A 20,256-nucleotide genomic window follows, 5' to 3' on the forward strand; every position below is an offset into this window, starting at 1 on the left:
TCAGGCGCTGCGCAGGCTCCCCGACTTCGAAACCGTGCTGCGTCCGTCGTCGCCGGTGACGGCATAGGTGAAGCCCGGCAGGATCGCGAAGGCGCCGACCTGTCCACGCGCGTCCATCGCGAGGAAACCGACCTGCACCCCGTCGAGCGCCGACCCGCGCAACCGGGCGATATGCTCGACCGCCTCGCGACAGGCTGCCATGGGCGACATGCCGGCGCGCAGTGACGATACGACGCGGGCGGTGCCGGCGATCCGAGTCACTTCCTCGCCCAGACCGGTGGCGGTTGCGGCACCTACCCCGGCCTCGACGAACAGGCCGCTGCCGACCTGCGGCGAATCGCCCACCCGGCCGTGCAGCTTGAACGCCATGCCCGACGTCGTGCAGGCACCGGCCAGCGATCCGTCGGGCGCACGCGCGATCATGCCGATCGTGTCATGGTCGAGCGGCCCGCCGAGCGGGGCACGGGCGTTCTCGCTATTGGCGGCCGGCGCGTATTTCGACGTCTTCAGCCATTTGCGCCATTCCGCCTCGGCTTCGGGTGTCAACAGCTTCTCGGCGGTGAAGCCGTTGGCCAGCGCGAATTGCCGCGCACCGTCGCCGACCAGGAAGGTGTGCGGGGTGCGCTCCATCACCGCGCGCGCGACCGAAATCGGATGGGCGATATCCTCCATCGCCGCGACCGCGCCGACATGGCCCTTGTCGTCCATGATGACGGCGTCCAGCGTGACGCGACCGTCGCGATCCGGATAGCCGCCCTTGCCCACCGAATGGTTGGTCAGGTCGGCTTCGGGCACCTGCGCCCCCGCTTCCAGTGCGTCGATCAGCGTGCCGCCGCGCTTGAACCGGGCGACGGCGGCATCGTTCGCGGCAGCACCGAAGTCCCACGTCGAAGCGACGCGCAGGACGCTCCGGCCACGCGGCTGGGCGGGCAGGGTCGCCGATGCGGTGGCGGCGGCGAGACCGGCGATCGCGGTGCGTCGGGTGATGGTCGGCATGGTCGGCATGGGCGGCCCCGTTTTTACTGGTGATGCGCAGTTGTGCGCAGTCGCCGGGAGCGGGGCAAGCCTATACCGCGATCTCGCGCAGCACCGCGTCGAGCACCGGGAACCCCGCCGCGGTCAGGGCCAAGCGGTCACCGTCACGCGCCACCAGCCCCTGTCGCGCCAGCAGCGCCACCGCCGGGGCACGCACCACCGCATCGATCGGCCGTTCGCCCAGCGCCGCGACGCGGGCAAGGTCGATCCCCTCGCGCATTCGCAGGCCCATCACCAGCGCCTCGGTCACGCGTTCGTCGGGGGTCAGCGCATCTTCGCGTTCGATGCCGTGGCCGTTGCGCGTCACCGCCGCGATCCAATTCTCGGGCTTCTTGCGCCGGACCGTCGCCAGCCCCACGCGCCGGCCATGCGCGCCCGGACCGATGCCGGCATAGTCGCGATAGCGCCAATAGGTCAGGTTGTGGCGGCTCTCCGCCCCCGGCCGGGCATGGTTCGACACCTCGTACAGCGGCAGGCCAGCGGCCGACGTCATCGCCTGCGTGGTTTCGAACAGGTCGGCGGCAAGGTCGGGATCGGGCAGGGTCAGCGCACCCTTGGCCGCCAGCGTCGCGAAGCGCGTGCCCGGCTCGATGGTCAGCTGGTACAGCGAGAGGTGCTCGGTCCCGAACGACAGCGCCCGGGCGAGTTCGGCTTCCCATTGGTCCAGCGACTGGCCGGGCCGGGCATAGATCAGGTCGAAACTGACCCGCGCGAAATGGCGCTGCGCGACGCCGAGCGCGGCCAGCGCCTCCTCGACGCCATGCGCGCGTTCGAGAAAGGCAAGCGCGTCGTCGTGCAACGCCTGCACGCCCAGCGACACGCGATTGACCCCGGCGGCAGCGATATCGGCGAAGCGGGCGACCTCGACCGAGGACGGATTCGCCTCCAGCGTGATCTCGATATCGTCGGTCGGCGGCCATGCCCGGCAGGCGGCATCGATGATCGCGGCGACGGTCGCCGGCGGCATCAGCGACGGCGTGCCGCCCCCGAAAAAGATCGACGCCAGCCGCCGGTCGGGCAGTGCGGCGACCTCATGGGCCAGATCGGCGAGCAGCGCCTGCAACCACGCCGCCTGATCGACCGTATCGCGGACATGACTGTTGAAGTCGCAATAGGGGCATTTCGACACGCAGAACGGCCAGTGGACGTAGAGCGCCAGCGGCGGCAGCGTGAGCGGAGGTTGGTCGGGCACCATCGCCGTCCCATATGGGCGTCATGCGATCGATACAAATACTCGCGCCGGTTTTGCTGCTGACCGGCTGTTCGTCGGGCGGCGAGGCAGGTCCCGAACGCATCGTCGAGCCGCGCGCGTTCGAAGGGCCGGCACCGCGCGGACCGGCGCTGTTGCGACAGGCGATGGACGCGGGCCACCGGGCGGCGCGGGCGGCGGCGGGACTGGCCCCGCTCGGCTGGGACCCGGCACTGGCGCACGATGCCGCCCGCTATGCCGATACGCTGGCAAAGACCGGCCGGTTCGAACATTCGGCGCAACCGCGCGGCGTTCCCGAACAGGGCGAGAATCTGTGGACCGGCACGCGCGGCGCCTATCGCTACGACGAAATGGTCGGGCATTGGGTGGCCGAACGGCGCGACTATGTGCCGGGCGTGCTGCCCGCCGTGTCCCGCACCGGCAAGTTCGGCGATGTCGGGCACTACACCCAGATCATGTGGCAGACGGCGCAGCGGTTCGGCTGTGCCGAGGCGAGCAACGCGCGCGACGACTATGTCGTGTGCCGCTACGTGCCCGCCGGCAATGTCGCGGGACAGCGCGCCTATTAGGGGCCGGGGATGGTCCTACAGCACCTTCCACGCGACGATCGCCCGCAACCCCAGCACTAGCGCGTCATCGACATCGCGCAAGCCCCCGGGGCGGCGGACATATTGCACATCGGGTTGCAGCGTCAGGAATGGCGCGATCCGGTCGCTGTAGGTCAGCTCGATCATGCCCTCCGATCCGGTCAGCGCCGGTTCGCCCGCCGGATTGGCGCGGCGATAGGGGGTGCTGAGATCGGCGCTGGCCATGCCGATCGACACCTGGCTGTCGGGGCGGGCGGGCACGATGCCGCGTCCGGTCAGGCCGATCTGAAACCCGCCCGCGAACGGTGTCGTCCGCCCGTCGGACAATCCGGCGCGGGCAAAGGCGCGCCAGTGGCCCGGCTTGTCGGCCTCGCCCGCCAGATCCCGTTCGAGCAGTAGATAGACGCCGTGCGACGCGGCGGCACCATCGGCCAGGGTGACGCCCGGCGGCGCGATACGCGGCTGGCGGCGGCTATAGGCCCAGCCGCCGATGCCGATCGCCGTGCGGCCCTGCAACCCGCCCTCGGCGACGAACAGCGTCGATCGTTCGCGGCCGGTATCGGCGGTGCCGCGCGGCGCGCGGATCGCCACCGCCTGCACATAGTGCCGCTCGTCCCCGGCGCGCAGGCGAATGGCAAGGTCGGTGCGCGGAAAGATCGACGGTCCGTTGGGCCCGGTCGCGGCCAGTTCCGATCCGATGCCGAAGGCCGGCGCGATCAGGTGCGCGGCGGCATCGCCGGCATAGAATTCGCTGTTCAGGTCGTATTTGCCGACCAGTATCGACAGCCGGTCGTCGGCAAAACTCTGCTGGAACCATGCCTGGTACAGCAGCAGCCCGGGCGCGCCGACCTCGATATTGTCGACGCCCTGCAAGGTACCGGCCAGGTCGTTGGGCCGCCCGCCCAGATTGTTGAGCAGGCTGACAACGGCGCTGCCGCCGCGCCAGCCGACCGCCCGGTCGAGGTCGAGTGCGGCGACCACGTCGAGATTGTCGAGATAGCGCGCCCCCCGCGTCTCGCCTGCCGCGACCCCGACGACATCGCCCTTATAGGCGAGGTCGAGCGACAAGGCGGATGCCGGCGCGTCGTCCTGCGCCCGGGCGGGGGTAGCAACACCGGTCAAAGCCAGCGTGGCAAGGCCGATGATCGATAGCCGAAACATGTTCGCTCCTCATGGTGCATGGCCGCCGCCCGGTGCGACGGGCGGCGGCACCTGTCGGGGTCAGGCGGCCTGACCGAAGGCGGCGTCTTCGCTATCGGGTCCGCCCTGCGCCATATCGAGCGCGAAGCCACGGGCACGGGCCTGTTGGTCGGCAACCGTATTGGTCTTCGCCCTGGCCTTGGACGCGGGTTTGCCCTGCGGCTTGGGGGCCGGCTTGGCACGGGCCGATCCACCGGCTGCGTCGATCCGGAAGAAGGCAATGCTCGACTGCAGTTCTTCCGCCTGTCCGGCCAGTTCCTCGGAGGTCGAGGTGATCTGTTCGGATGCCGATGCGTTCTGCTGCGTTACCTGATCCAGCTGTTGCAGCGCCTGGTTGATCTGCGACGCACCGATGTCCTGTTCGCGGCAGGCCGCGCTGATTTCGGACACCAGTTCGGCGGTCCGGCGGATATCGGGGACCAGCTTGGTCAGCATCTCGCCGGCCTGTGCCGCTGCCTGCACCGTGTCGCCCGATACCGCGCTGATCTCGGCCGCCGCGGTCTGGCTGCGTTCGGCCAGCTTGCGGACTTCCGAAGCGACGACCGCAAAGCCGCGACCATGTTCACCAGCCCGGGCCGCTTCGACCGCTGCGTTCAGCGCCAGCAGGTCGGTCTGGCGGGCGATTTCCTGCACGATGCCGATCTTCTGCGCGATCGTCCGCATCGCACCCACGGCGCGTTCGACCGCGACACCGCTGGCCTCGGCATCCTTCGACGACTGGCGCGCGATCTTTTCGGTCTGGGCGGCATTGTCGGCATTCTGTTTGATGTTGGCGGCCATCTGCTCCATCGACGCCGATGCTTCCTCGGCCGCCGCCGCCTGTTCGGTCGCGCCCTGGCTCACCTGTTCCGACGAAGCAGAGAGCTGCTGGCTGCCCGCCGCGACATTGTCGGCGGCACCGCTCGCATCGCCGACCACGCCGCGCAGCCGCTCGACCATCGACACCATCGCATGGCCCAGCTGGTCCTTGTCGGACAGCGGCGTGTGATCGACGGTCAGGTCGCCCTTGGCGATCGCATCGGCCAGCGTCGCCGATTTACGCAGACCGGTGACCATCGACACCATCGCATGGCCCAACCGGTCCTTGTCGGACAGCGGCTTGTGATCGACCGACAGGTCACCCAGCGCGATCGTGTCGGCCAGCGCCGCCGATTTGCGCAGGCCATCGACCATCGCGACCATCGCAAAGCCCAGCTTGTCCTGTTCCGACAGCGGCTTGTGATCGACCGACAGGTCGCCCAGCGCGATCGTATCGGCCAGCGCCGCGGACTTGCGCAACGACTCGGTCATGCGGTTCACGGTATCGACCAGATCCTTGATCTCGTCGTTGCTGGTGACGGGCACTTCCTTGTCGAGGTCGCCGATCGCCACCGCGTCCAGCGCGACACCGACCCGACGCAGTCCCTGCGACACGATGTGGCTGATCCACCATGCGCCGGCGACGGCGATGGCGATGGCGACAAGGGCGATGCCGATCAGCCAAAGGCGCGCGCTGGCATAGAGCGCATCGCCCTCGTCATTGGCTTCCTTCATCTCGCCCCGCTGACGCTCGACCGTTTCGTCGACCATCTCGCCCATCTGCGTGGCTGCGGTCCGCGCGGCGCCCAGCGAAATCTGCCCGGCCTCCATATTCTTGTTCTGGAGCGCCAGTTCGATCGCCTTGTCGGCGGTCGCCTTGTACGCGTTCCATTGTTCGCGGATCTTGGCATATTGTTCAATGTCGGTTTCGTCGGCCATCGGCGGCGCCTTGGCGATCAGTTCGTCCGCACGCGCGCGCTGTCGCCGCAATTCCTCCATCTGCGCCGCCTTCAACTGCGCATCGCTGGTCAGGGCGAGGTTCTTTTCCGCCACCACCGCCGATGTCGACGCGTCGTTGAACTGCTGGATGCGGTCGAGCGCAGTGGCGGGGTCGTCGACCAGATTGCTCATCGAATCGCTGATCGACGACAGTTGCGATACGCCGAGGCCGACGATGCCGGTCAGTAACAGCAAAACGACCGCAAAAGTCGCTCCCAATTTCATCTTGATCGTTGCGCGCATGTTGCCTTCCTGATGGTACGACTATGCGGTCACCCAAGCGCGAAGCGGTTTAACATTTGGTTCGGACCATCTTAGGATTGCAGATATCAAGATTAACGTGGCGCAGCATGATCGGAGGTGTTTGGAAAAATTCCTGCCCGATGCAGGAATGTTCATCGCGGAAAGGTAATTTCGGCAATGATGTAGCCGTTTTCCGCGTATCCCCCGATCGCCCTGCCGGAACGGAAGATGGTTAACGCAGTCATCCCGATCTTTTTGCGCTGCACAAACTTTGGAAGAGGACGGCAGCATGCGTCCTTCGTCCAGCCGACGGACGTTGTCGTTACGTCACGCGGCGCGACCGAATGCCGCATCGTCGCCGATCCCGCGACGGCCCGCGAATGGACGACGGTGCAACGGGCTGGTGCGTCACCGGGCGGAGATCGCCGGTGCGGGCGGTTTCCCGAAGCCCCGTAACGGCGGAGGAATATATTTGCGGTCACGCTTTCCATGGCGTTGCCGCACGGGTGCCGCTACCGGTCTGGTCTCGGAACAAGGGGATTGTTGATGGCTGGCGGATTGGTGGCACTGCTCGACGACGTCGCGGCGATCGCGAAGCTGGCGGCGGCGTCGCTCGACGATGTGACCGCGGCGGCCAGCCGCGCCGGGGCCAAGGCGGCGGGTGTGGTGATCGACGATGCGGCGGTGACGCCGCGCTATGTCGTCGGCCTGTCGCCCGCGCGCGAACTGCCGATCATCGGCAAGATCGCGCTGGGATCGCTCAAGAACAAGCTGCTGATCCTGTTGCCCGCCGCGCTGCTGCTGAAGGTGTTCGCGCCATGGGCGATCACCCCGATCCTGATGCTGGGTGGCGCGTTCCTGTGTTTCGAGGCGGCGGAAAAGATCCTTGCCCCATGGCTTGGCGGTCACGCGGACGAGGAAGCGGCAACCACCACCGATCCCGCCGAGATGGAACGGACCCAGGTCAGCGGCGCGATCCGCACCGACCTGATCCTGTCGGCGGAGATCATGATTATCGCGCTGAACGAGCTGCCCGACATGCCGGTGTGGATGCAGGCGGTGGTGCTGGCAGCGGTCGGCATCGCGATCACGGTCGGGGTGTACGGCGTTGTCGCGCTGATCGTGAAGATGGACGATATCGGCCTTGCGCTCGCCCGTCGTTCCAGTGCTGTCGCGCAGACGATCGGGCGCGGGCTGGTCAAGGCGATGCCGGTACTGCTGAAGGCGCTGGCGCTGATCGGTACCGCCGCGATGCTGTGGGTCGGCGGGCAGATCATCGTGCATGGTATGGAGGAGTTCGGCTTGGTCGCCCTGCCGCACCTGATCCACGATATCGCGCATCACGCCGCAGAGGCGCTGCCCGCGATCGGCGGTGTCGCGAACTGGATCGTCAACGCCGCGCTGTCGGCGGTGGTCGGTATCGTCATCGGCGCGATCATCGCCGGCGTGCTGCACATGATCCCGCGCAAGCATTGACCGGGAGGGGTATTCACTCCTTTCCAATGAAATCCCGTTCGCTTCGAGCTTGTCGAGAAGCGTCCGTCGAGGACTCCGTCCCCCGCGCTACAGCCCCGCCGCCGCCGCGTTCAATGCCGCATCCATCGCCGCCGTCGCCGACGCGCCTTCGGGAATGTCGTTGGCATAGAGCGCGAAGGTCAGCGTCTGCCCGCTCGCTCCGGTCATCGTCCCCGCCAGCGCGGAGGTACCCGACAGCGATCCGGTCTTGGCGCGCAGCCTGCCCGCCAGCGGCGTGTCGCGGAACCGCCGCGCCAGCGTGCCGTCGACGCCTGCGACCGGCAGCGTCTCCAGCCACGCCGCGCCCCATGGTTGCGCCCGTGCCCAGCCGATCAGCGCGACCATCGCCCGCGGCGTGACCCGGTTATAGGTCGACATGCCCGACCCGTCCGACAGATCCCATGCGGTGCGCGGCACGCCGGCCAGCGTCATGATCGCGCCGACCTTCTTCAGCCCGTCGGCGATCGATCCGGTTCCCCGAACCGCGCCGATCCGGCGCAGCAACAGTTCGGCATGCAGATTCTGGCTGACCTTGTTGGTGAGCGCAATGTCCTCGACCAGCGGTCCGGGCTGCACCTGTGCCAACATCGGCGGGAATGTGCCACGTTCGACGACTGCCCCATCCTCCGCCGGGACATGGGGCCGGTGGCGCACCGCCACCTTGCCGGTGACCCTTACCCCCCTGTCACGTAACACCTTCGCAAACTTCCACGCCGCATAGTGCGCGGGGTCGTCGATCCCGACCCTGATGCGCTCGCCGTCCCCCGTGGCGACCGTCCCCGACACCCGCAGCAGATCGCTGCCCGGCATCCGGTCATAGCCGATGGCGTTGCGCGCCCCGACCCTCAGCCGGTTGTCGATCCGGTAATAATCCGAACCGCGTACCACCGCCCGACCACCCTCGGTACGGACGGTCAGGACCAGTTCGTTATCGTCCAGCGACAGCGCGGAAATGCCGGTGCCCGACCGGGTGGCGATATTGTTCCACCCCATGCCCGGCGACCAGCGCTGGTCGGGAAACCGGCTGTCGTCGCCGATCACGTCCCCCACCATCCGCGTGGTCGCCGCCACCGCATCGGCCAGCGTGGTCAGGCAGTCGCTGCGACAATCCTCCGCCGACGACAGCCGCGCATCGCCCGCACCCATCAGCACCACGTCATGCCCCTCGGTCCGCACGCCCGTCCGGGCATCGTCCGGTCCCGTCACCGCCAGATAGGCAAAGGCGGCGATGGTCGTGAAAATCTTGGTATTCGAAGCGGGTACGAAGCGATGGTCGGGATCGATCGCGACGCGCTCGACGCCCGCCGCATCGCGGATGACCAGGCCGAACCGCGTTCCCACCGGGGCCTGGGCCAGCGCGGCGCGCACCGCCGCCTCGACGCCGGGATCGGGTGCCGCCGCCGTCAGCCACAGCGCCGCGCCCGCCAACCCCGCCCGCCCGTATCGCATATGCCTACCCCCCTGAAACGGCCTTGCGGCGCATCGCCAGCGCGAACGCCAGCACGACCGCAAACGACAGGCACGGTATTAGCATCGTCGTCTGGATCGACAGGATATCGTGGCTCAGCAATCCCATAGCCGGCGGGAATAGCGCGCCGCCGATGATCGCCATTACGATCAGCGGCGCGCCCAGCGTCGCCTGCGGTCCCAGATCGCGCACCCCCAGCGAGAAGATCGTCGGAAACATGATCGACATGAAGAAGCCGGTCAGCAGCAGCGCCCCGATCGCGACCATGCCCCCGGCCAGCGCGGCGACCAGCGTCAACACGATGTTGGCCAACGCAAATCCTGCCAGCAGCCGCGTCGCCGCGACCTTCTGCATCAACAGCGTCCCGACGAGCCGCCCGGCAAGAAACAGCGCCAGGCTGATCGACAGCAGATAGGCAGCGTCGCGCTCGGGCGTCGCGGGGCTCAACGACTTCACGAAATCGACGAAGAAGCTCCACACCCCGACCTGCGCCCCGACATAGAAGAATTGTGCGACGACCGCCCAGCGCAGCGTCCGGACACCGATCACCGACTTCAGCCCCGCCAGCGTGCCGCCGCGCGTATCATGGGCGATATCGGGCAGGCGAACCACCGCCACCGCGACCGCGATGAGTATGACGACCCCGGCCAGCACCAAATAAGGCAGCTGCACCATCTGCGCCTCGCTTGCCCGATAGGCTTCGAGCGCAGTGGGAGCCATCGCGTCGAGCGTCGCACGATCATGCTCGACGCCAGAAAAAATGAACAATGCACCGATGCTGGGGGCGATCGCACCGCCCAGACCATTGAATGCCTGCGCCAGATTGAGCCGTTGTTCGGCCCGCGCCGGATCGCCGAATGCGACGATATAGGGGTTGGCGGCCGTTTCGAGGAACGCCGCCCCCGCCGCCAGCACGAACAGCGCAGCGAGGAACCCGGCAAATTCGCGGAGTTCCGCCGCCGGATAGAAGAGCAGCGCGCCGACCGCGTACAGGCCGAGGCCCGCCAGGATGCCGGCGCGATACCCGAAGCGGCGCATGATGATTCCGGCGGGCAGCGCCATCAGGAAATAGCCGAGATAGAAGACGAACTGGATGAAGCCCGCCTCCGCCCGGTTCAGCGCCAGCGCCTTTTGAAACTGGCGGATCAGGATGTCGTTGAAGTTGTTCGCGATCGCCCAGAGGAAGAACAGGCTGACCACCACTGCAAAACCTACGCCGAACCCCGGCGTGATGAAGCGGCGCGCGCCGGGATCGTCACGGGCATCGGACGGCGGCGATGGGGCGGTGATGATCGGGATAGGCATGGCTTCCTCTCCGCCCGGTGAAGTCCGGGTTCATTCTTGTCGTCAGCGCCGATGGTCGGGCAAGACGCACGGCGACCCGTCGTCGATAGCAGCAGAGCCAGACGGTGACAGGCCCGACCGCTGGGTCATGCGTGGTCGGTCAGGCGGAAGATGCGCGTCATCGGTGTCCAGCGGCTGCCATCGGGGGCGTGCGGCAATGCCCGCTGGAACTGGCCCATCTTCGCTTCCCATGCGACGACGTCGGGATCGGCGAGGTCGGCAGCGGCCTTGGCCGCCGGATCGAACGCATCGGTGACGACCATCGTCATCACCAGCCGGTTGCCGGTGCGGTAGATGTCCATCTGCGTGATCCCGGCCTCGCGGATCGACGCCAGCACGGGCGCGGGCACGTTGCCCGGCCGGTGCCAGTATTCGTACTCGGCGATGGCGGCTTCGTCGTCGGCGAGGTCGAGGGTCAGGACATGGATCATGCGTTCGACCAGCCGCCATCGATCACATGCACCGCGCCGGTGGTGTAGGACGATGCATCGGAGGCAAGGTACAGCGCCAGTTCGGCGATTTCCTCCGCCCGGCCCAGCCGCCCCATCGGCTGGCGGGCGGTGAACGACGCGCGCGCGGCGTCGGCGTCGCCGGTCGCGGCCATGCGTTCCTCGAGCGACGGCGACTGGACGGTGCCGGGGCAGATCGCGTTGCAGCGGATACCCTGTCCGACGAAATCGAGCGCCACCGACTTGGTCAGGCCGATCACCGCCGCCTTCGACGCGGTATAGACGAAACGGTTGGGCACCGCGATCACATGGCTGGCGACCGACGACATGTTGACGATCGACCCGCCGCCCGCGTCGATCATCGCCGGCAGCAGGGCGCGGATCAGGCGGTATTGCGCGCGGACGTTCAGGTCGAAGCTGAAGTCCCAATCGGCTTCTTCGGTGGTCAGGATCGTGCCGGCATGGACGAAGCCCGCACAGTTGAACAGGATATCGACCGCGCCGACCCGGCCGGCGAAATCCCGGATCGCCTGGGCGTCGAGCAGGTCGACGACGTGCGCCTCGCAGCCATCGAGCGTCGCGAGCGCGTCGGCATTGATATCGACCGCCAGCACCCGCGCGCCTTCGCGGGCGAACAGTTCGGCGGCGGCGCGGCCGATCCCTTGCGCGGCGGCGGTAACGATGGCGGTTTTGCCGGACAGACGGGTCATGCGGTCTCCGAGGAAGGAACGGGGGCGTCGGCGCGGACCAGACCGGCGTCGACCAGATCGTGCCACAGCGCGGGGGGCAGCGACAGGGTGGCGAGCGTCACCGCCTGCGCGACTTCCTGCGCGTCGGCCATGCCCGGAATGACGGTGTCGACGGCGGGATGCGCCATCGCGAATTGCAGCGCCGCGGCCGCCATCGGCACGGCGTGGCGTGCGCAGATCGCGGCGATCGCATCGACCCGGCGGACGATATCAGCGGGTGGCGCTTCGTAGTTATAGCGCGCGTCGCCGCCGGTGCCGGTGGCGAGAATGCCCGAATTATACGGCCCGCCGAGGATCAGGCGGACGCCCATCGCCTCGCAGCGCGGCAGCAGCGTGTCGAGCGCGCCCTGTTCGAGCAGCGTGTAGCGGCCGGCGAGCAGGATCGCGTCCAGTTCGACCCGGTCGAGCAGTTCCTCGCACACCGCGATCTCGTTGACGCCGATGCCGATCCCGCCGATCGCGCCCGCGTCGCGCAAGCTCCGCATCGCCGGATAACCGCCGTCGAGAAAGGTCGCCATCCGTGCGGCGGCATCGGCACCATGGGTCATCGCGCCCAGATCATGCGCGAGCAACAAGTCGATGCGATCGCGCCGCAACCGGGCGCGGCTGGCATCGAACGACCGCAGTACGCCGTCGCGCGAATAGTCGAACGCGCTCTCGACCGGCTCGGGCGACACGAAGCCCTGTCGTTCGGTGGCGAGATCGCGGTCGGGCACCGGTTGCAGGACGCGTCCGACCTTGGTCGACACGAAGGCGGTGCCGCCCGGATCGCGCTCCGCCAGCGCATCGCCCAGCCGCCGTTCGGACAGGCCGAAGCCGTAATGCGGCGCGGTGTCGAATGCGCGGATGCCGTGATCCCATGCGGCGTCGATCGTTGCCCGGGCGGCATCCGTGCCGACCGGACGATATAGATTACCGATCGCCGCCCCGCCGAAGCCGAGCTTGGCGGGACGCTGCCCTGCGGTCATCGCGTGTCCTCTCTCCGCTTATATTCGCGAAGAAATTTCACCTGTCAAAACCAAATCAATATACGACGACCGAGCGGATGCTTTCCCCGGCATGCATCAGGTCGAAGCCCCTGTTGATCTCGTCCAGCGACAGGACATGGGTGATCATCGGGTCGATCTCGATCTTGCCGTTCATATACCAGTCGACGATCTTCGGCACGTCGGTCCGGCCCTTCGCCCCGCCGAACGCGGTACCGCGCCAGTTGCGGCCGGTGACCAGCTGGAACGGACGGGTGGCGATTTCCTTGCCCGCTTCGGCCACACCGATGATGATGCTGGTGCCCCAGCCGCGATGGCATGCCTCCAGCGCCTGTCGCATCACCTGCGTATTGCCGGTGCAGTCGAACGTATAGTCCGCCCCGCCATCGGTCAGCGCGACCAGATGCTGGACGATGTCGCCGTCCACGTCCCTGGGATTGACGAAATGGGTCATGCCGAAGCGGCGGCCCCATTCCTCGCGCGCGGGGTTGATGTCGACGCCGACGATCATGTTCGCACCGGCCATGCGCGCGCCCTGCAACACGTTTAGGCCGATGCCGCCCAGACCGAAGACGATGATATTGTCGCCAGGTGCGACCTTGGCGGTGTTGACCACCGCCCCGACGCCGGTGGTGACGCCGCAGCCGACATAGCAGCTGGTCTGGAACGGCGCGTCCTCGCGGATCTTGGCGACCGCGATCTCGGGCAGGACGGTGAAGTTCGAGAAGGTCGAGCAGCCCATATAATGATAGATGGGCTGGCCCTTGTAGCTGAAGCGGGTGGTACCGTCGGGCATCAGCCCTTTCCCTTGCGTCGCGCGGATCGCGGTGCACAGGTTGGTCTTGCCCGACAGGCACGACTTACACTGGCGGCATTCGGGGGTGTAGAGCGGGATGACGTGGTCGCCGACCGCGACACTGGTCACGCCCGCGCCGACCTCGCGCACGATCCCCGCGCCCTCATGGCCGAGCACCGAGGGGAACAGCCCCTCGCTGTCGAGCCCGTCGAGCGTATAGGCATCGGTATGGCAGATGCCGGTCGCCATGATCTCGATCAGCACCTCGCCGGCCTTGGGGCCTTCGAGGTCGAGTTCGACGATTTCGAGCGGGCGCTTGGCTTCGAACGCGACGGCGGCACGGGTCTTCATGGGGCGTCTCCTTGGGGTGCCGTGGGACTAGCGGGCGCGGACGGGGGTCGGCAAGGGGGCGGTGGTGCGCTAGGAGGCAACGCCATGCTTGCACGTTCGCTCCTGCCCTGTGCCGCCCTGTTGCTCTCGGCCTGTGCCGGTGGCGGGTACCGGCCGGTCAGCGATGCGGTGGTCAAGGTCGGTCGGCCCTATCAGGTGCGCGGCGTCACTTATGCGCCCGCCGTCGATCCGGCATATGACATGCTGGGGCTGGCGAGCTGGTATGGCAGCGAGTCGGGCGGGCGCACCGCCAATGGCGAGCGGTTCCGGCCCGGCTGGGTCACCGCCGCGCACACCACGCTGCCGCTGCCGAGCTATGTCGAGGTGACCGCGCTCGACAGCGGGCGGCGGGTGCTGGTGCGGGTCAATGATCGCGGGCCGTTCACCGGGCGCGGGCGCATCCTCGACCTGTCGCGCGGTGCGGCCGAGGCGCTGGGCGTGCGGGGGGCCGGCGTGGTGCCGGTGCGGGTGCGGGTGGTGTCGCCCGACGAGCGCGACCGGGCGCGGCTGCGCAAGGGCAAGAGCGCGCGCGAACTGCCGCCGGTGGACGAGCGGATGCGGGCCAATTTGCGGGCGCAGTTGCGCGCGAGCGGGCTGTAGCGCGCAAGCCAAAGGTCACAAAGGTCACACTCGCACGCAATTGGCGGCGCGGTCGTTTCTCAAACGTAGCGGCGATGGGAAAGAACGGTGGGCGAGCGAACCCTGCGCGATCGTGGCGTTTCGTGGCGCTGTAGGAAAGTGACTATTCTGGTCCTGTTCGTCGGCCCCGGCGGACGTCACTCACCGTTCCGATCGGGGGTGGCGCCGGCCACCGCCGGCCTTGCGCGGATTACAGCTGGGGCCAGCCCGTTCCATACCGGTGCCCGACCCTGATCGGCCTCTCCGTCTGTCCCGATATCCCATATTCGATGCACCATTTCGGGAAGAAGCATCCGGGAACGGATTATGGGAAACCCACCGTTCCGAGGGGGCGCGTATCCATGCGGTCGGCAGCGTTAATTTGCCGCCAGGAGGTTCCCGATCGGGAAGGCGGCGGCAACGAATCGTTCAGCGAAACCCCAGGATGTCACCGTCGAGGGGCATTTCGTTCGTGTGCGATGCCGGCCGCGTTGCCAGCGGGCGCGCTATCGTCGGGTCGAAGCTGTCCTCGACGCTTTCCCGTCCATACAGGGTGAAGCCATCGATGACGAAGGGGAGCCCTTCCGATCCCTCGAACGTCGACCGGTCGCTGATGTGGAAATGGAGATGGGGCGCGCCAGCGGCACCGGTCTGGCCGAGGCGGCCGATCACGTCGCCCTTCCTGACGTGCATTCCGGGGCGCATGGTCACGCTGCCCTGCCGGAGATGGGCGTAATGCGCATAGACGCCGGGTGCGATCGCAAGGATCACGAAATTGCCGTACAACGTGCGGGCGGTAAGGTCGTCGGGCGTTTCCAGCGGGCGCAGCGGTTCGCCGTTGGCAATGCCGTCACGGGCATCGACGACGACGCCATCGGCCACGGCGAGAACGTCCTTGCCGTAGCCGACCCAATCCGCGTCGACGGTGTCGGTAAGCGCTGCATGTCTGCCGCGCAGGGAATGGTTGCCGTCGTCGAGCCCGAACCAGTCGATCGCGAACCGCTGCGGAATGGACAACTTGCCGTTGATCGCGACGGGACTGCCCCAGTGATGCGACAGGGGATTGCCCGGCCCGTCGACCGCCAGCCAGCGTCCCCCGCGCAGGGGCGGACCGATCCGGACGGCCGGGGTTTCGACGACAGCCGCGCGTACGTCGTCGGCGCGCTGGATCTCACCCTTGGCCGTCACGAAGGTCAGCTGGTGCCGCAGGCTCGCGGTCCTCGTCCCGGCGGGCAGGGTCAGCCACAGGAACAGCGACAGCGTGCGGCCCGATGCGATCGGCAGGCTGTCGATGGGGTCGCCCTCTGCAGCGGGCTTGTTGCGCAGTCGCTGGAGGCCGGCGCCCTCGACGACGCTCGACGCGACCGTGTCGGCGCCGGTGAATGTGGCCAGTCGTATCAGTCTGAGCGGGTTGTCATCGGACTGGAAGCTGGTGATCCGCAACTCGTACGCGAGATGCGTCTGTCCGTCGCTGCCGGTCACGATGTGCGGTGCGAAGGGAATGCGTGCCTCGACCTGGGCCTGATGGATCACCGGTCCCGCGGTGGCGGCCACCGACGGAACAGCCGTCGACTGCGCGGTCGCCGCATTCGGGAGGGCGAGCACCAGCAGCGTTACGATCGAGCCTTCAAATCGTTTCACACGGCACCCCGTTCTGGCGAGAGGCGAATGCGGTACCATGGTTTCCGGCAGCATGTCATGGTGACTGCTTCGGGTCGCATTCCACACCACCGGCGCGCGACGTTGCAGGTCGACCGATCGCCGGTCGTCGGCCGACGATATCAGCCCACCGGCATGGGCGACAAACCCTTGAAGCCCGGTTCCCGCATGACAGAACAAGGCGACAGAGTTCGTCGTGCAGGTCTGGCATATGTCGGGATCGGTTGGATCGGCCCGCTCCGTCCGCCGGACATCCCCTGCTGGTCGGCATCGACGATCATCTGGTCGGTATCGGGTCGGCGGGCTCGTCCTGATAGACGGAAGGGCCGGGCGGCGCGACGGCGGCGGGCGAGATCAATGCCCCTGTGTCGATGTCGTACCGGAAGGTTTCGGTTACATCGCCAGTTGCCACGGTGATGACGCCGCGCGATCGATCGTCCTCCACCCTGATACGTACTTCCGGGTGCCCGGCGCACCGGATCGTCGCACCCGACCCGAACCCGGTTCCGCCGTCAGGCCGGATCAGACACGGCGCATCTCCGGCCCGGCCGAGTTCCAGCCAGCCTTCGGTCGTGATGCGGTGGGTATAGACCCCGTGGCCGTTCGGGCCCACCGTCGTGAAAGGCTCGCCCCGTTCGAACCGGCGCTCCCTGCCGGGAATGTCCTTCACGCCCACCTGATTATGGGTCAGCAGGCCATCGGCACCGATATAATAATGCCCGATCTGCGTTCCCGTATTGCCCGGCCAGCGCAGATGCATGTGCATGTGCGGCGGGGCGTCGGTGTGACCATGGGGGGCGTTGGTGTCGAACCCCATGATCTGGATACGCCCCAGATGCTCCCGTTCGACCTGTTCGCCCAACCCCAGTTCGCGAACGACTTCGCGTTGCGCGAATTCGAGGACGTTGGCGGCGCGGCGTTGCACGTCGGGGAACGGCCCCGTCGCATAGAATCCGGCCCGTCGCGCCGGATCGGCATGCTCGAAACGCAGGACCATGCCCGGCTCGACGATGTGCGTCGCGACCTCCCCCGCCGTCACCGCGTCCACGGCAACCGGCGGCACCGGCACGATGATGCGCCCCCCGTCCGCCTCGAACGGCAGGTCGCCACCCTCCAGAATGACCCGGCGCACGGCGTCGCCCGCCCCCCGGAAGGCGAGTTCCAGCGACCGTCGACGCGGAACGTTCAGCGCGATGACCGTCTCGCGCGCATTCTCCGCATTGAACAGGGGCGTGGCGACCGCCGTGCAGGACGGGCAGGACGCCGGATCGAACCGCGCGACGGGTCCGGTTGCGGGACGGCGCTTCACGAACTTCAGGACGATCCGCACGGTGTCCGCCGGCTGCCCGTCAGCGGGCAGGGCCGGTGAGGGGGACGCGCAAAGTCCCGCCAGCACGAGAAGGAGCGATGCCCGCTTCACCAGTTCGGCTTCCACGACAGGCCGAGCCAGAACGTGCGCCCGACCGGGAAATAGTAGTTCAGATAGTCGCGGCCCGTGCCTTGCCGGACGACGAACGGCGCCTTGGTCAGGTTCTGGACCTGCCCGACCAGTTCCACACCTTCGCGCACGGCCAGCCGTGCCTGCACGTCGACCTGCTGGCGTGGCTCCTGATACAGGTCGCGCGTCGGCGTGTCGCCATCCGCCGATTGCAGCGCGCGGCCGATACGGTTGTACGAGGCGCGCAGTTCGACCGGCCCGGTGGCGTAGAAGACGGTGAGATTGGCGATGTAGTCCGGCTGCTGGATCAGCCCGCTCGTCTCGCGGGTTGCGGGCAGACCGGCCGCGACGCCTGCGGCACTGACCGGTTGGCGGTACGATCCGTCGAGCAGCGTGACGTTCGCGTTGAAGCCAAGGCCCGGCAGCGCGGCGATACGATCCAGCGTATAGCCGATTTCCAGCCCCTTGATCTTCGCCCCGGCGGCATTGCGCGGCGTGCTGACGAAGACGCTTTGATACGTCACGCCCTGAAAGGTGGTGACCGGACCTTGCTGGCTGCTCGTGAAGATCTCGTTCCGGATGTCCTTGACGAACCCGGCGACCGACAGCATGCCCGCGCCCATATACCATTCATAGGACAGGTCGTAATTCCACGCCTCGCGCGGTTTCAGGTCGGGGTTGCCCGTGTTGATCGTCAGCGTGCCGTCGGTGCCGATCCCGAACGAGGTGCGGGCGGCATATTGGCTGTAATCGGGGCGGCCGATCGTCTTCGATACGCCCGCGCGTACCCGCATCCCGTCGCCAAGCTGGTAGGTCGCCAGCGCCGAGGGCAGCCAATAGGCATAGTCGGTCGTGCGCCGTGTCGATCGATAGTCGGATGCGCCCGCCCGGACCGGGGCGTTGGTATCGATGACGAGGTTCGTCGCATCGTAGCGGACGCCCGCCTGCACATCGAACCGATCGGCGCGGAACAGTGCCTGCGCATAGACCGCTTTCGTCGTTTCCAGGTCGCGGAAGTCGTCGGCGGCGTTGTTGGCGCGTTGATCGGTGGTGGTGAACGCGCCGCGATTGGCGTCGAAACGCTGCCATGCCGCCGGCCGGTCGATCAGGAGATAGCGAACCGCCGGTGTCAGATAGGCCGTCGGATTCGTGTCGTAGAGGATGCCGCGCAGCGTCCCGGCGGTTGTCTGCCCTGCGACAGTGGCGGGGACATATTCGGTGTAGCGCTGGTCGTAGGACAGGTCGGTGCGCGTGACCGCCGCGCCCATATTGGCCCCGAAACCCCGATCGTCGGCGGTCGCGTTGATGCCGAGATTGACCTTGCCGAAATCGACGGTGGAATCGAGATCGCGGTTGATGCTGCGATAATAGAGTGCGCGGTAGCTGTCCGGATCGTTCGCGGCCGTGATATTGTTGATCGTCAGCCGCGGACGACCGTTGGTAATGGTATAGCCATAACCGAACGCCGGCAGGAATCCCGCCGACGACGTGCCGGCGCGCGGATTGGTGTCGTATTTGATCATCTCGCGCAGCTCGCGATACTGCGCCGTCGAACGCGCCAGTGTCGTGTCGAGCACGATGCCGTCGCCGAAATCATGCCGCCCCTTCGCATCGATCAGCCAGGTATCGCGCTGGACCGGCTGATAGGTCAGCCCCTGCTGAAGATCGCCCTGTGCGAACGCGCCGCTCGTCGCGGTGACGGCGGTGGGCGCACCGGTCGGCAACGTCAGGATTTCATACCGTGTCTCGGTATCCTTGTCGCGGTAATAGCCACCGAACAGCGACACGTCGGTCGCAGCGTCGGGCTTCCATTCCAGCTTCAGATTGCCGCTGAGCCGGGTTCGCATGTTCTCGAAGAAATAATCCTGATTGCGCACCGGCACCAGCAAACCGTTCGACCGGTTCGGGAACGGCGTCCGTGCGCCCGCCGCGGTGAAATACGACCAACCCGCGCCGTTGCTGTCGCCGGGCAGTTCGGCGCGCGCGCTGGACGGCAACCGCTGATATTCCACCGACGCGACGACCCCGAACGTCCGGTCGGCACCGAAGCGCAGCGCGCCGGTCGCGTCCGCCCGGATCGACGCCCCGCCATCGCGAATGAGCTTGCCGGTGGTGTCGTTGTAGCCGCCATTGGCGTTCATCACGAAGAACCGGTCGCCGCGACCGTCGAAGGCGCTCTTGGACACGATGTTGATCTGCCCGCCCAGCGCGTGCGGATCATATTGCGCGGTGACGCTCTTGATCGCCTCGATCCGCGACACGAGCGACGACGGCAGCATGTCCAGACGCGCACCACGGAACACCCAGTCGGGCGAGGCCAGCGGAATGCCGTCGATCGTCACCAGATTGTATTTGGGATCGAGCCCGCGGATCGTCGCGCGCTGGTAGATGTCGCGGTTCTTGGTCGGATCGGCGCCGCCGACCACCGAAACGCCGGTGATCCGCCGGCTCGCCTCGACGATGTTGAGGTCGGGCAGCCGCCCCACATCGTCCTGCGACACGGCGTCGAGGATTACGGCAGAGTCGCGCTTGGCTCTGGTCGCCGAACGCTGCGAAGCGCGAAAGCCGGTGACGACGATCTCCTGACCGTCTCCGGCGTCGGCGACTGCCGACTGGTCGGGACCCACGGCAGGCGCATACGACTGCGCCAGTGCGGCAGTGCTGGTCAGCATGGTGCCTGCAAGCAGGCCGTGAACCCAGCGGCTTTGGTAACGCATTTCGAATCAGTCCCCCATTTCCTGCCACGGTATATATATCACGTTGTATGATATT

17 protein-coding genes are annotated in these 20,256 nt (G+C 67.3%); 3 read left to right on the top strand and 14 right to left on the bottom strand.

Annotated elements, in window-relative coordinates:
• Together ASE90_RS15275 and hemW are read right to left on the bottom strand one after the other, a co-directional pair.
• Nucleotides 1-1,005, bottom strand: a complete 1,005-nt coding sequence (locus ASE90_RS15275) for a N(4)-(beta-N-acetylglucosaminyl)-L-asparaginase (protein WP_321163793.1) — start codon at nt 1,003-1,005, stop codon at nt 1-3.
• 61 nt (nt 1,006-1,066) lie between these two features.
• The gene (gene hemW, locus ASE90_RS15280; protein ID WP_056002643.1) at nt 1,067-2,230 is read right to left on the bottom strand and encodes a radical SAM family heme chaperone HemW; all 1,164 of its coding nucleotides are present in this window, start codon (nt 2,228-2,230) and stop codon (nt 1,067-1,069) included.
• A 20-nt stretch (nt 2,231-2,250) separates the two neighbouring features.
• Here hemW and ASE90_RS15285 point away from each other — a divergent pair, with 20 nt between their 5' ends.
• A complete protein-coding gene (locus ASE90_RS15285; protein WP_235531863.1) occupies nt 2,251-2,814 on the top strand; it encodes a CAP domain-containing protein in 564 nt (187 codons plus the stop codon).
• Between the two features lie 15 nt (nt 2,815-2,829).
• On the opposite strand, the gene ASE90_RS15290 is transcribed toward ASE90_RS15285, so the two are convergent.
• The 3 genes from ASE90_RS15290 to ASE90_RS20055 form a co-directional block, all read right to left on the bottom strand.
• Entirely contained in the window at nt 2,830-3,993 is a 1,164-nt protein-coding gene (locus ASE90_RS15290; protein WP_056002650.1) for a carbohydrate porin, read from the bottom strand.
• A gap of 60 nt (nt 3,994-4,053) precedes the next feature.
• Nucleotides 4,054-6,072, bottom strand: coding sequence for a methyl-accepting chemotaxis protein (locus ASE90_RS15295; RefSeq protein ID WP_056002652.1), 2,019 nt, complete (start codon nt 6,070-6,072; stop codon nt 4,054-4,056).
• 152 nt (nt 6,073-6,224) lie between these two features.
• Complete coding sequence (locus tag ASE90_RS20055; RefSeq protein ID WP_156361613.1) at nt 6,225-6,425, bottom strand: hypothetical protein; 201 nt, start codon at nt 6,423-6,425, stop codon at nt 6,225-6,227.
• Nucleotides 6,426-6,618: 193 nt separating this feature from the next.
• Here ASE90_RS20055 and ASE90_RS15300 point away from each other — a divergent pair, with 193 nt between their 5' ends.
• Complete coding sequence (locus ASE90_RS15300) at nt 6,619-7,548, top strand: DUF808 domain-containing protein (protein WP_056002654.1); 930 nt, start codon at nt 6,619-6,621, stop codon at nt 7,546-7,548.
• 87 nt (nt 7,549-7,635) lie between these two features.
• Here the strand turns inward: ASE90_RS15300 and dacB are convergent, their stop codons facing one another.
• The 6 genes from dacB to ASE90_RS15330 all read right to left on the bottom strand — a co-directional run bounded on the left by dacB (nt 7,636) and on the right by ASE90_RS15330 (nt 13,730).
• Nucleotides 7,636-9,036 carry a D-alanyl-D-alanine carboxypeptidase/D-alanyl-D-alanine-endopeptidase gene (gene dacB, locus ASE90_RS15305; protein WP_056002657.1) on the bottom strand — a complete coding sequence of 467 codons (1,401 nt, stop codon included), beginning with the start codon at nt 9,034-9,036 and terminating at the stop codon, nt 7,636-7,638.
• Nucleotides 9,037-9,040: 4 nt separating this feature from the next.
• Nucleotides 9,041-10,360, bottom strand: a complete 1,320-nt coding sequence (gene fucP / locus ASE90_RS15310; protein ID WP_082449862.1) for an L-fucose:H+ symporter permease — start codon at nt 10,358-10,360, stop codon at nt 9,041-9,043.
• Nucleotides 10,361-10,485: 125 nt separating this feature from the next.
• Nucleotides 10,486-10,830, bottom strand: coding sequence for an L-rhamnose mutarotase (locus ASE90_RS15315; protein WP_056002660.1), 345 nt, complete (start codon nt 10,828-10,830; stop codon nt 10,486-10,488).
• Nucleotides 10,827-11,558: an SDR family oxidoreductase gene (locus tag ASE90_RS15320; protein WP_056002662.1), complete on the bottom strand. Its 732-nt coding sequence runs from the start codon at nt 11,556-11,558 to the stop codon at nt 10,827-10,829. Before ASE90_RS15320 ends, ASE90_RS15315 begins: the two co-directional genes overlap by 4 nt.
• A complete protein-coding gene (locus tag ASE90_RS15325) occupies nt 11,555-12,565 on the bottom strand; it encodes an aldo/keto reductase (protein WP_056002663.1) in 1,011 nt (336 codons plus the stop codon). The genes ASE90_RS15320 and ASE90_RS15325 overlap by 4 nt, the downstream gene beginning before the upstream one ends.
• Before the next feature lie 55 nt (nt 12,566-12,620).
• Complete coding sequence (locus ASE90_RS15330; RefSeq protein WP_056002666.1) at nt 12,621-13,730, bottom strand: S-(hydroxymethyl)glutathione dehydrogenase/class III alcohol dehydrogenase; 1,110 nt, start codon at nt 13,728-13,730, stop codon at nt 12,621-12,623.
• Nucleotides 13,731-13,814: 84 nt separating this feature from the next.
• Here ASE90_RS15330 and ASE90_RS15335 point away from each other — a divergent pair, with 84 nt between their 5' ends.
• Nucleotides 13,815-14,369, top strand: coding sequence for a septal ring lytic transglycosylase RlpA family protein (locus ASE90_RS15335; protein ID WP_056002669.1), 555 nt, complete (start codon nt 13,815-13,817; stop codon nt 14,367-14,369).
• Nucleotides 14,370-14,816: 447 nt separating this feature from the next.
• Here ASE90_RS15335 and ASE90_RS15340 read toward each other — a convergent pair whose 3' ends face one another.
• The 3 genes from ASE90_RS15340 to ASE90_RS15350 form a co-directional block, all read right to left on the bottom strand.
• Nucleotides 14,817-16,028 (bottom strand): M23 family metallopeptidase, encoded by a 1,212-nt coding sequence (locus tag ASE90_RS15340; RefSeq protein WP_056002672.1) that lies wholly within the window; start codon nt 16,026-16,028, stop codon nt 14,817-14,819.
• Nucleotides 16,029-16,323: 295 nt separating this feature from the next.
• A complete protein-coding gene (locus ASE90_RS15345; RefSeq protein ID WP_162235107.1) occupies nt 16,324-17,466 on the bottom strand; it encodes a hypothetical protein in 1,143 nt (380 codons plus the stop codon).
• Complete coding sequence (locus ASE90_RS15350) at nt 17,463-20,201, bottom strand: TonB-dependent receptor (RefSeq protein WP_082449864.1); 2,739 nt, start codon at nt 20,199-20,201, stop codon at nt 17,463-17,465. The genes ASE90_RS15345 and ASE90_RS15350 overlap by 4 nt, the downstream gene beginning before the upstream one ends.
• Nucleotides 20,202-20,256: the final 55 nt, after the last annotated feature.

The sequence above is a fragment of the Sphingomonas sp. Leaf67 genome (assembly GCF_001421965.1).
Taxonomy (GTDB): Bacteria; Pseudomonadota; Alphaproteobacteria; order Sphingomonadales; family Sphingomonadaceae; genus Sphingomonas.

Bases quoted from the DNA above. Each gene is read 5' to 3' on its own strand.
- ASE90_RS15275 (WP_321163793.1), bottom strand. From the start codon at position 1,005: ATGCCGACCATGCCGACCATCACCCGACGCACCGCGATCGCCGGTCTC.
- hemW (WP_056002643.1), bottom strand. From the start codon at position 2,230: ATGGTGCCCGACCAACCTCCGCTCACGCTGCCGCCGCTGGCGCTCTAC.
- ASE90_RS15285 (WP_235531863.1), top strand. From the start codon at position 2,251: ATGCGATCGATACAAATACTCGCGCCGGTTTTGCTGCTGACCGGCTGT.
- ASE90_RS15290 (WP_056002650.1), bottom strand. From the start codon at position 3,993: ATGTTTCGGCTATCGATCATCGGCCTTGCCACGCTGGCTTTGACCGGT.
- ASE90_RS15295 (WP_056002652.1), bottom strand. From the start codon at position 6,072: ATGCGCGCAACGATCAAGATGAAATTGGGAGCGACTTTTGCGGTCGTT.
- ASE90_RS20055 (WP_156361613.1), bottom strand. From the start codon at position 6,425: ATGCGGCATTCGGTCGCGCCGCGTGACGTAACGACAACGTCCGTCGGC.
- ASE90_RS15300 (WP_056002654.1), top strand. From the start codon at position 6,619: ATGGCTGGCGGATTGGTGGCACTGCTCGACGACGTCGCGGCGATCGCG.
- dacB (WP_056002657.1), bottom strand. From the start codon at position 9,036: ATGCGATACGGGCGGGCGGGGTTGGCGGGCGCGGCGCTGTGGCTGACG.
- fucP (WP_082449862.1), bottom strand. From the start codon at position 10,360: ATGCCTATCCCGATCATCACCGCCCCATCGCCGCCGTCCGATGCCCGT.
- ASE90_RS15315 (WP_056002660.1), bottom strand. From the start codon at position 10,830: ATGATCCATGTCCTGACCCTCGACCTCGCCGACGACGAAGCCGCCATC.
- ASE90_RS15320 (WP_056002662.1), bottom strand. From the start codon at position 11,558: ATGACCCGTCTGTCCGGCAAAACCGCCATCGTTACCGCCGCCGCGCAA.
- ASE90_RS15325 (WP_056002663.1), bottom strand. From the start codon at position 12,565: ATGACCGCAGGGCAGCGTCCCGCCAAGCTCGGCTTCGGCGGGGCGGCG.
- ASE90_RS15330 (WP_056002666.1), bottom strand. From the start codon at position 13,730: ATGAAGACCCGTGCCGCCGTCGCGTTCGAAGCCAAGCGCCCGCTCGAA.
- ASE90_RS15335 (WP_056002669.1), top strand. From the start codon at position 13,815: ATGCTTGCACGTTCGCTCCTGCCCTGTGCCGCCCTGTTGCTCTCGGCC.
- ASE90_RS15350 (WP_082449864.1), bottom strand. From the start codon at position 20,201: ATGCGTTACCAAAGCCGCTGGGTTCACGGCCTGCTTGCAGGCACCATG.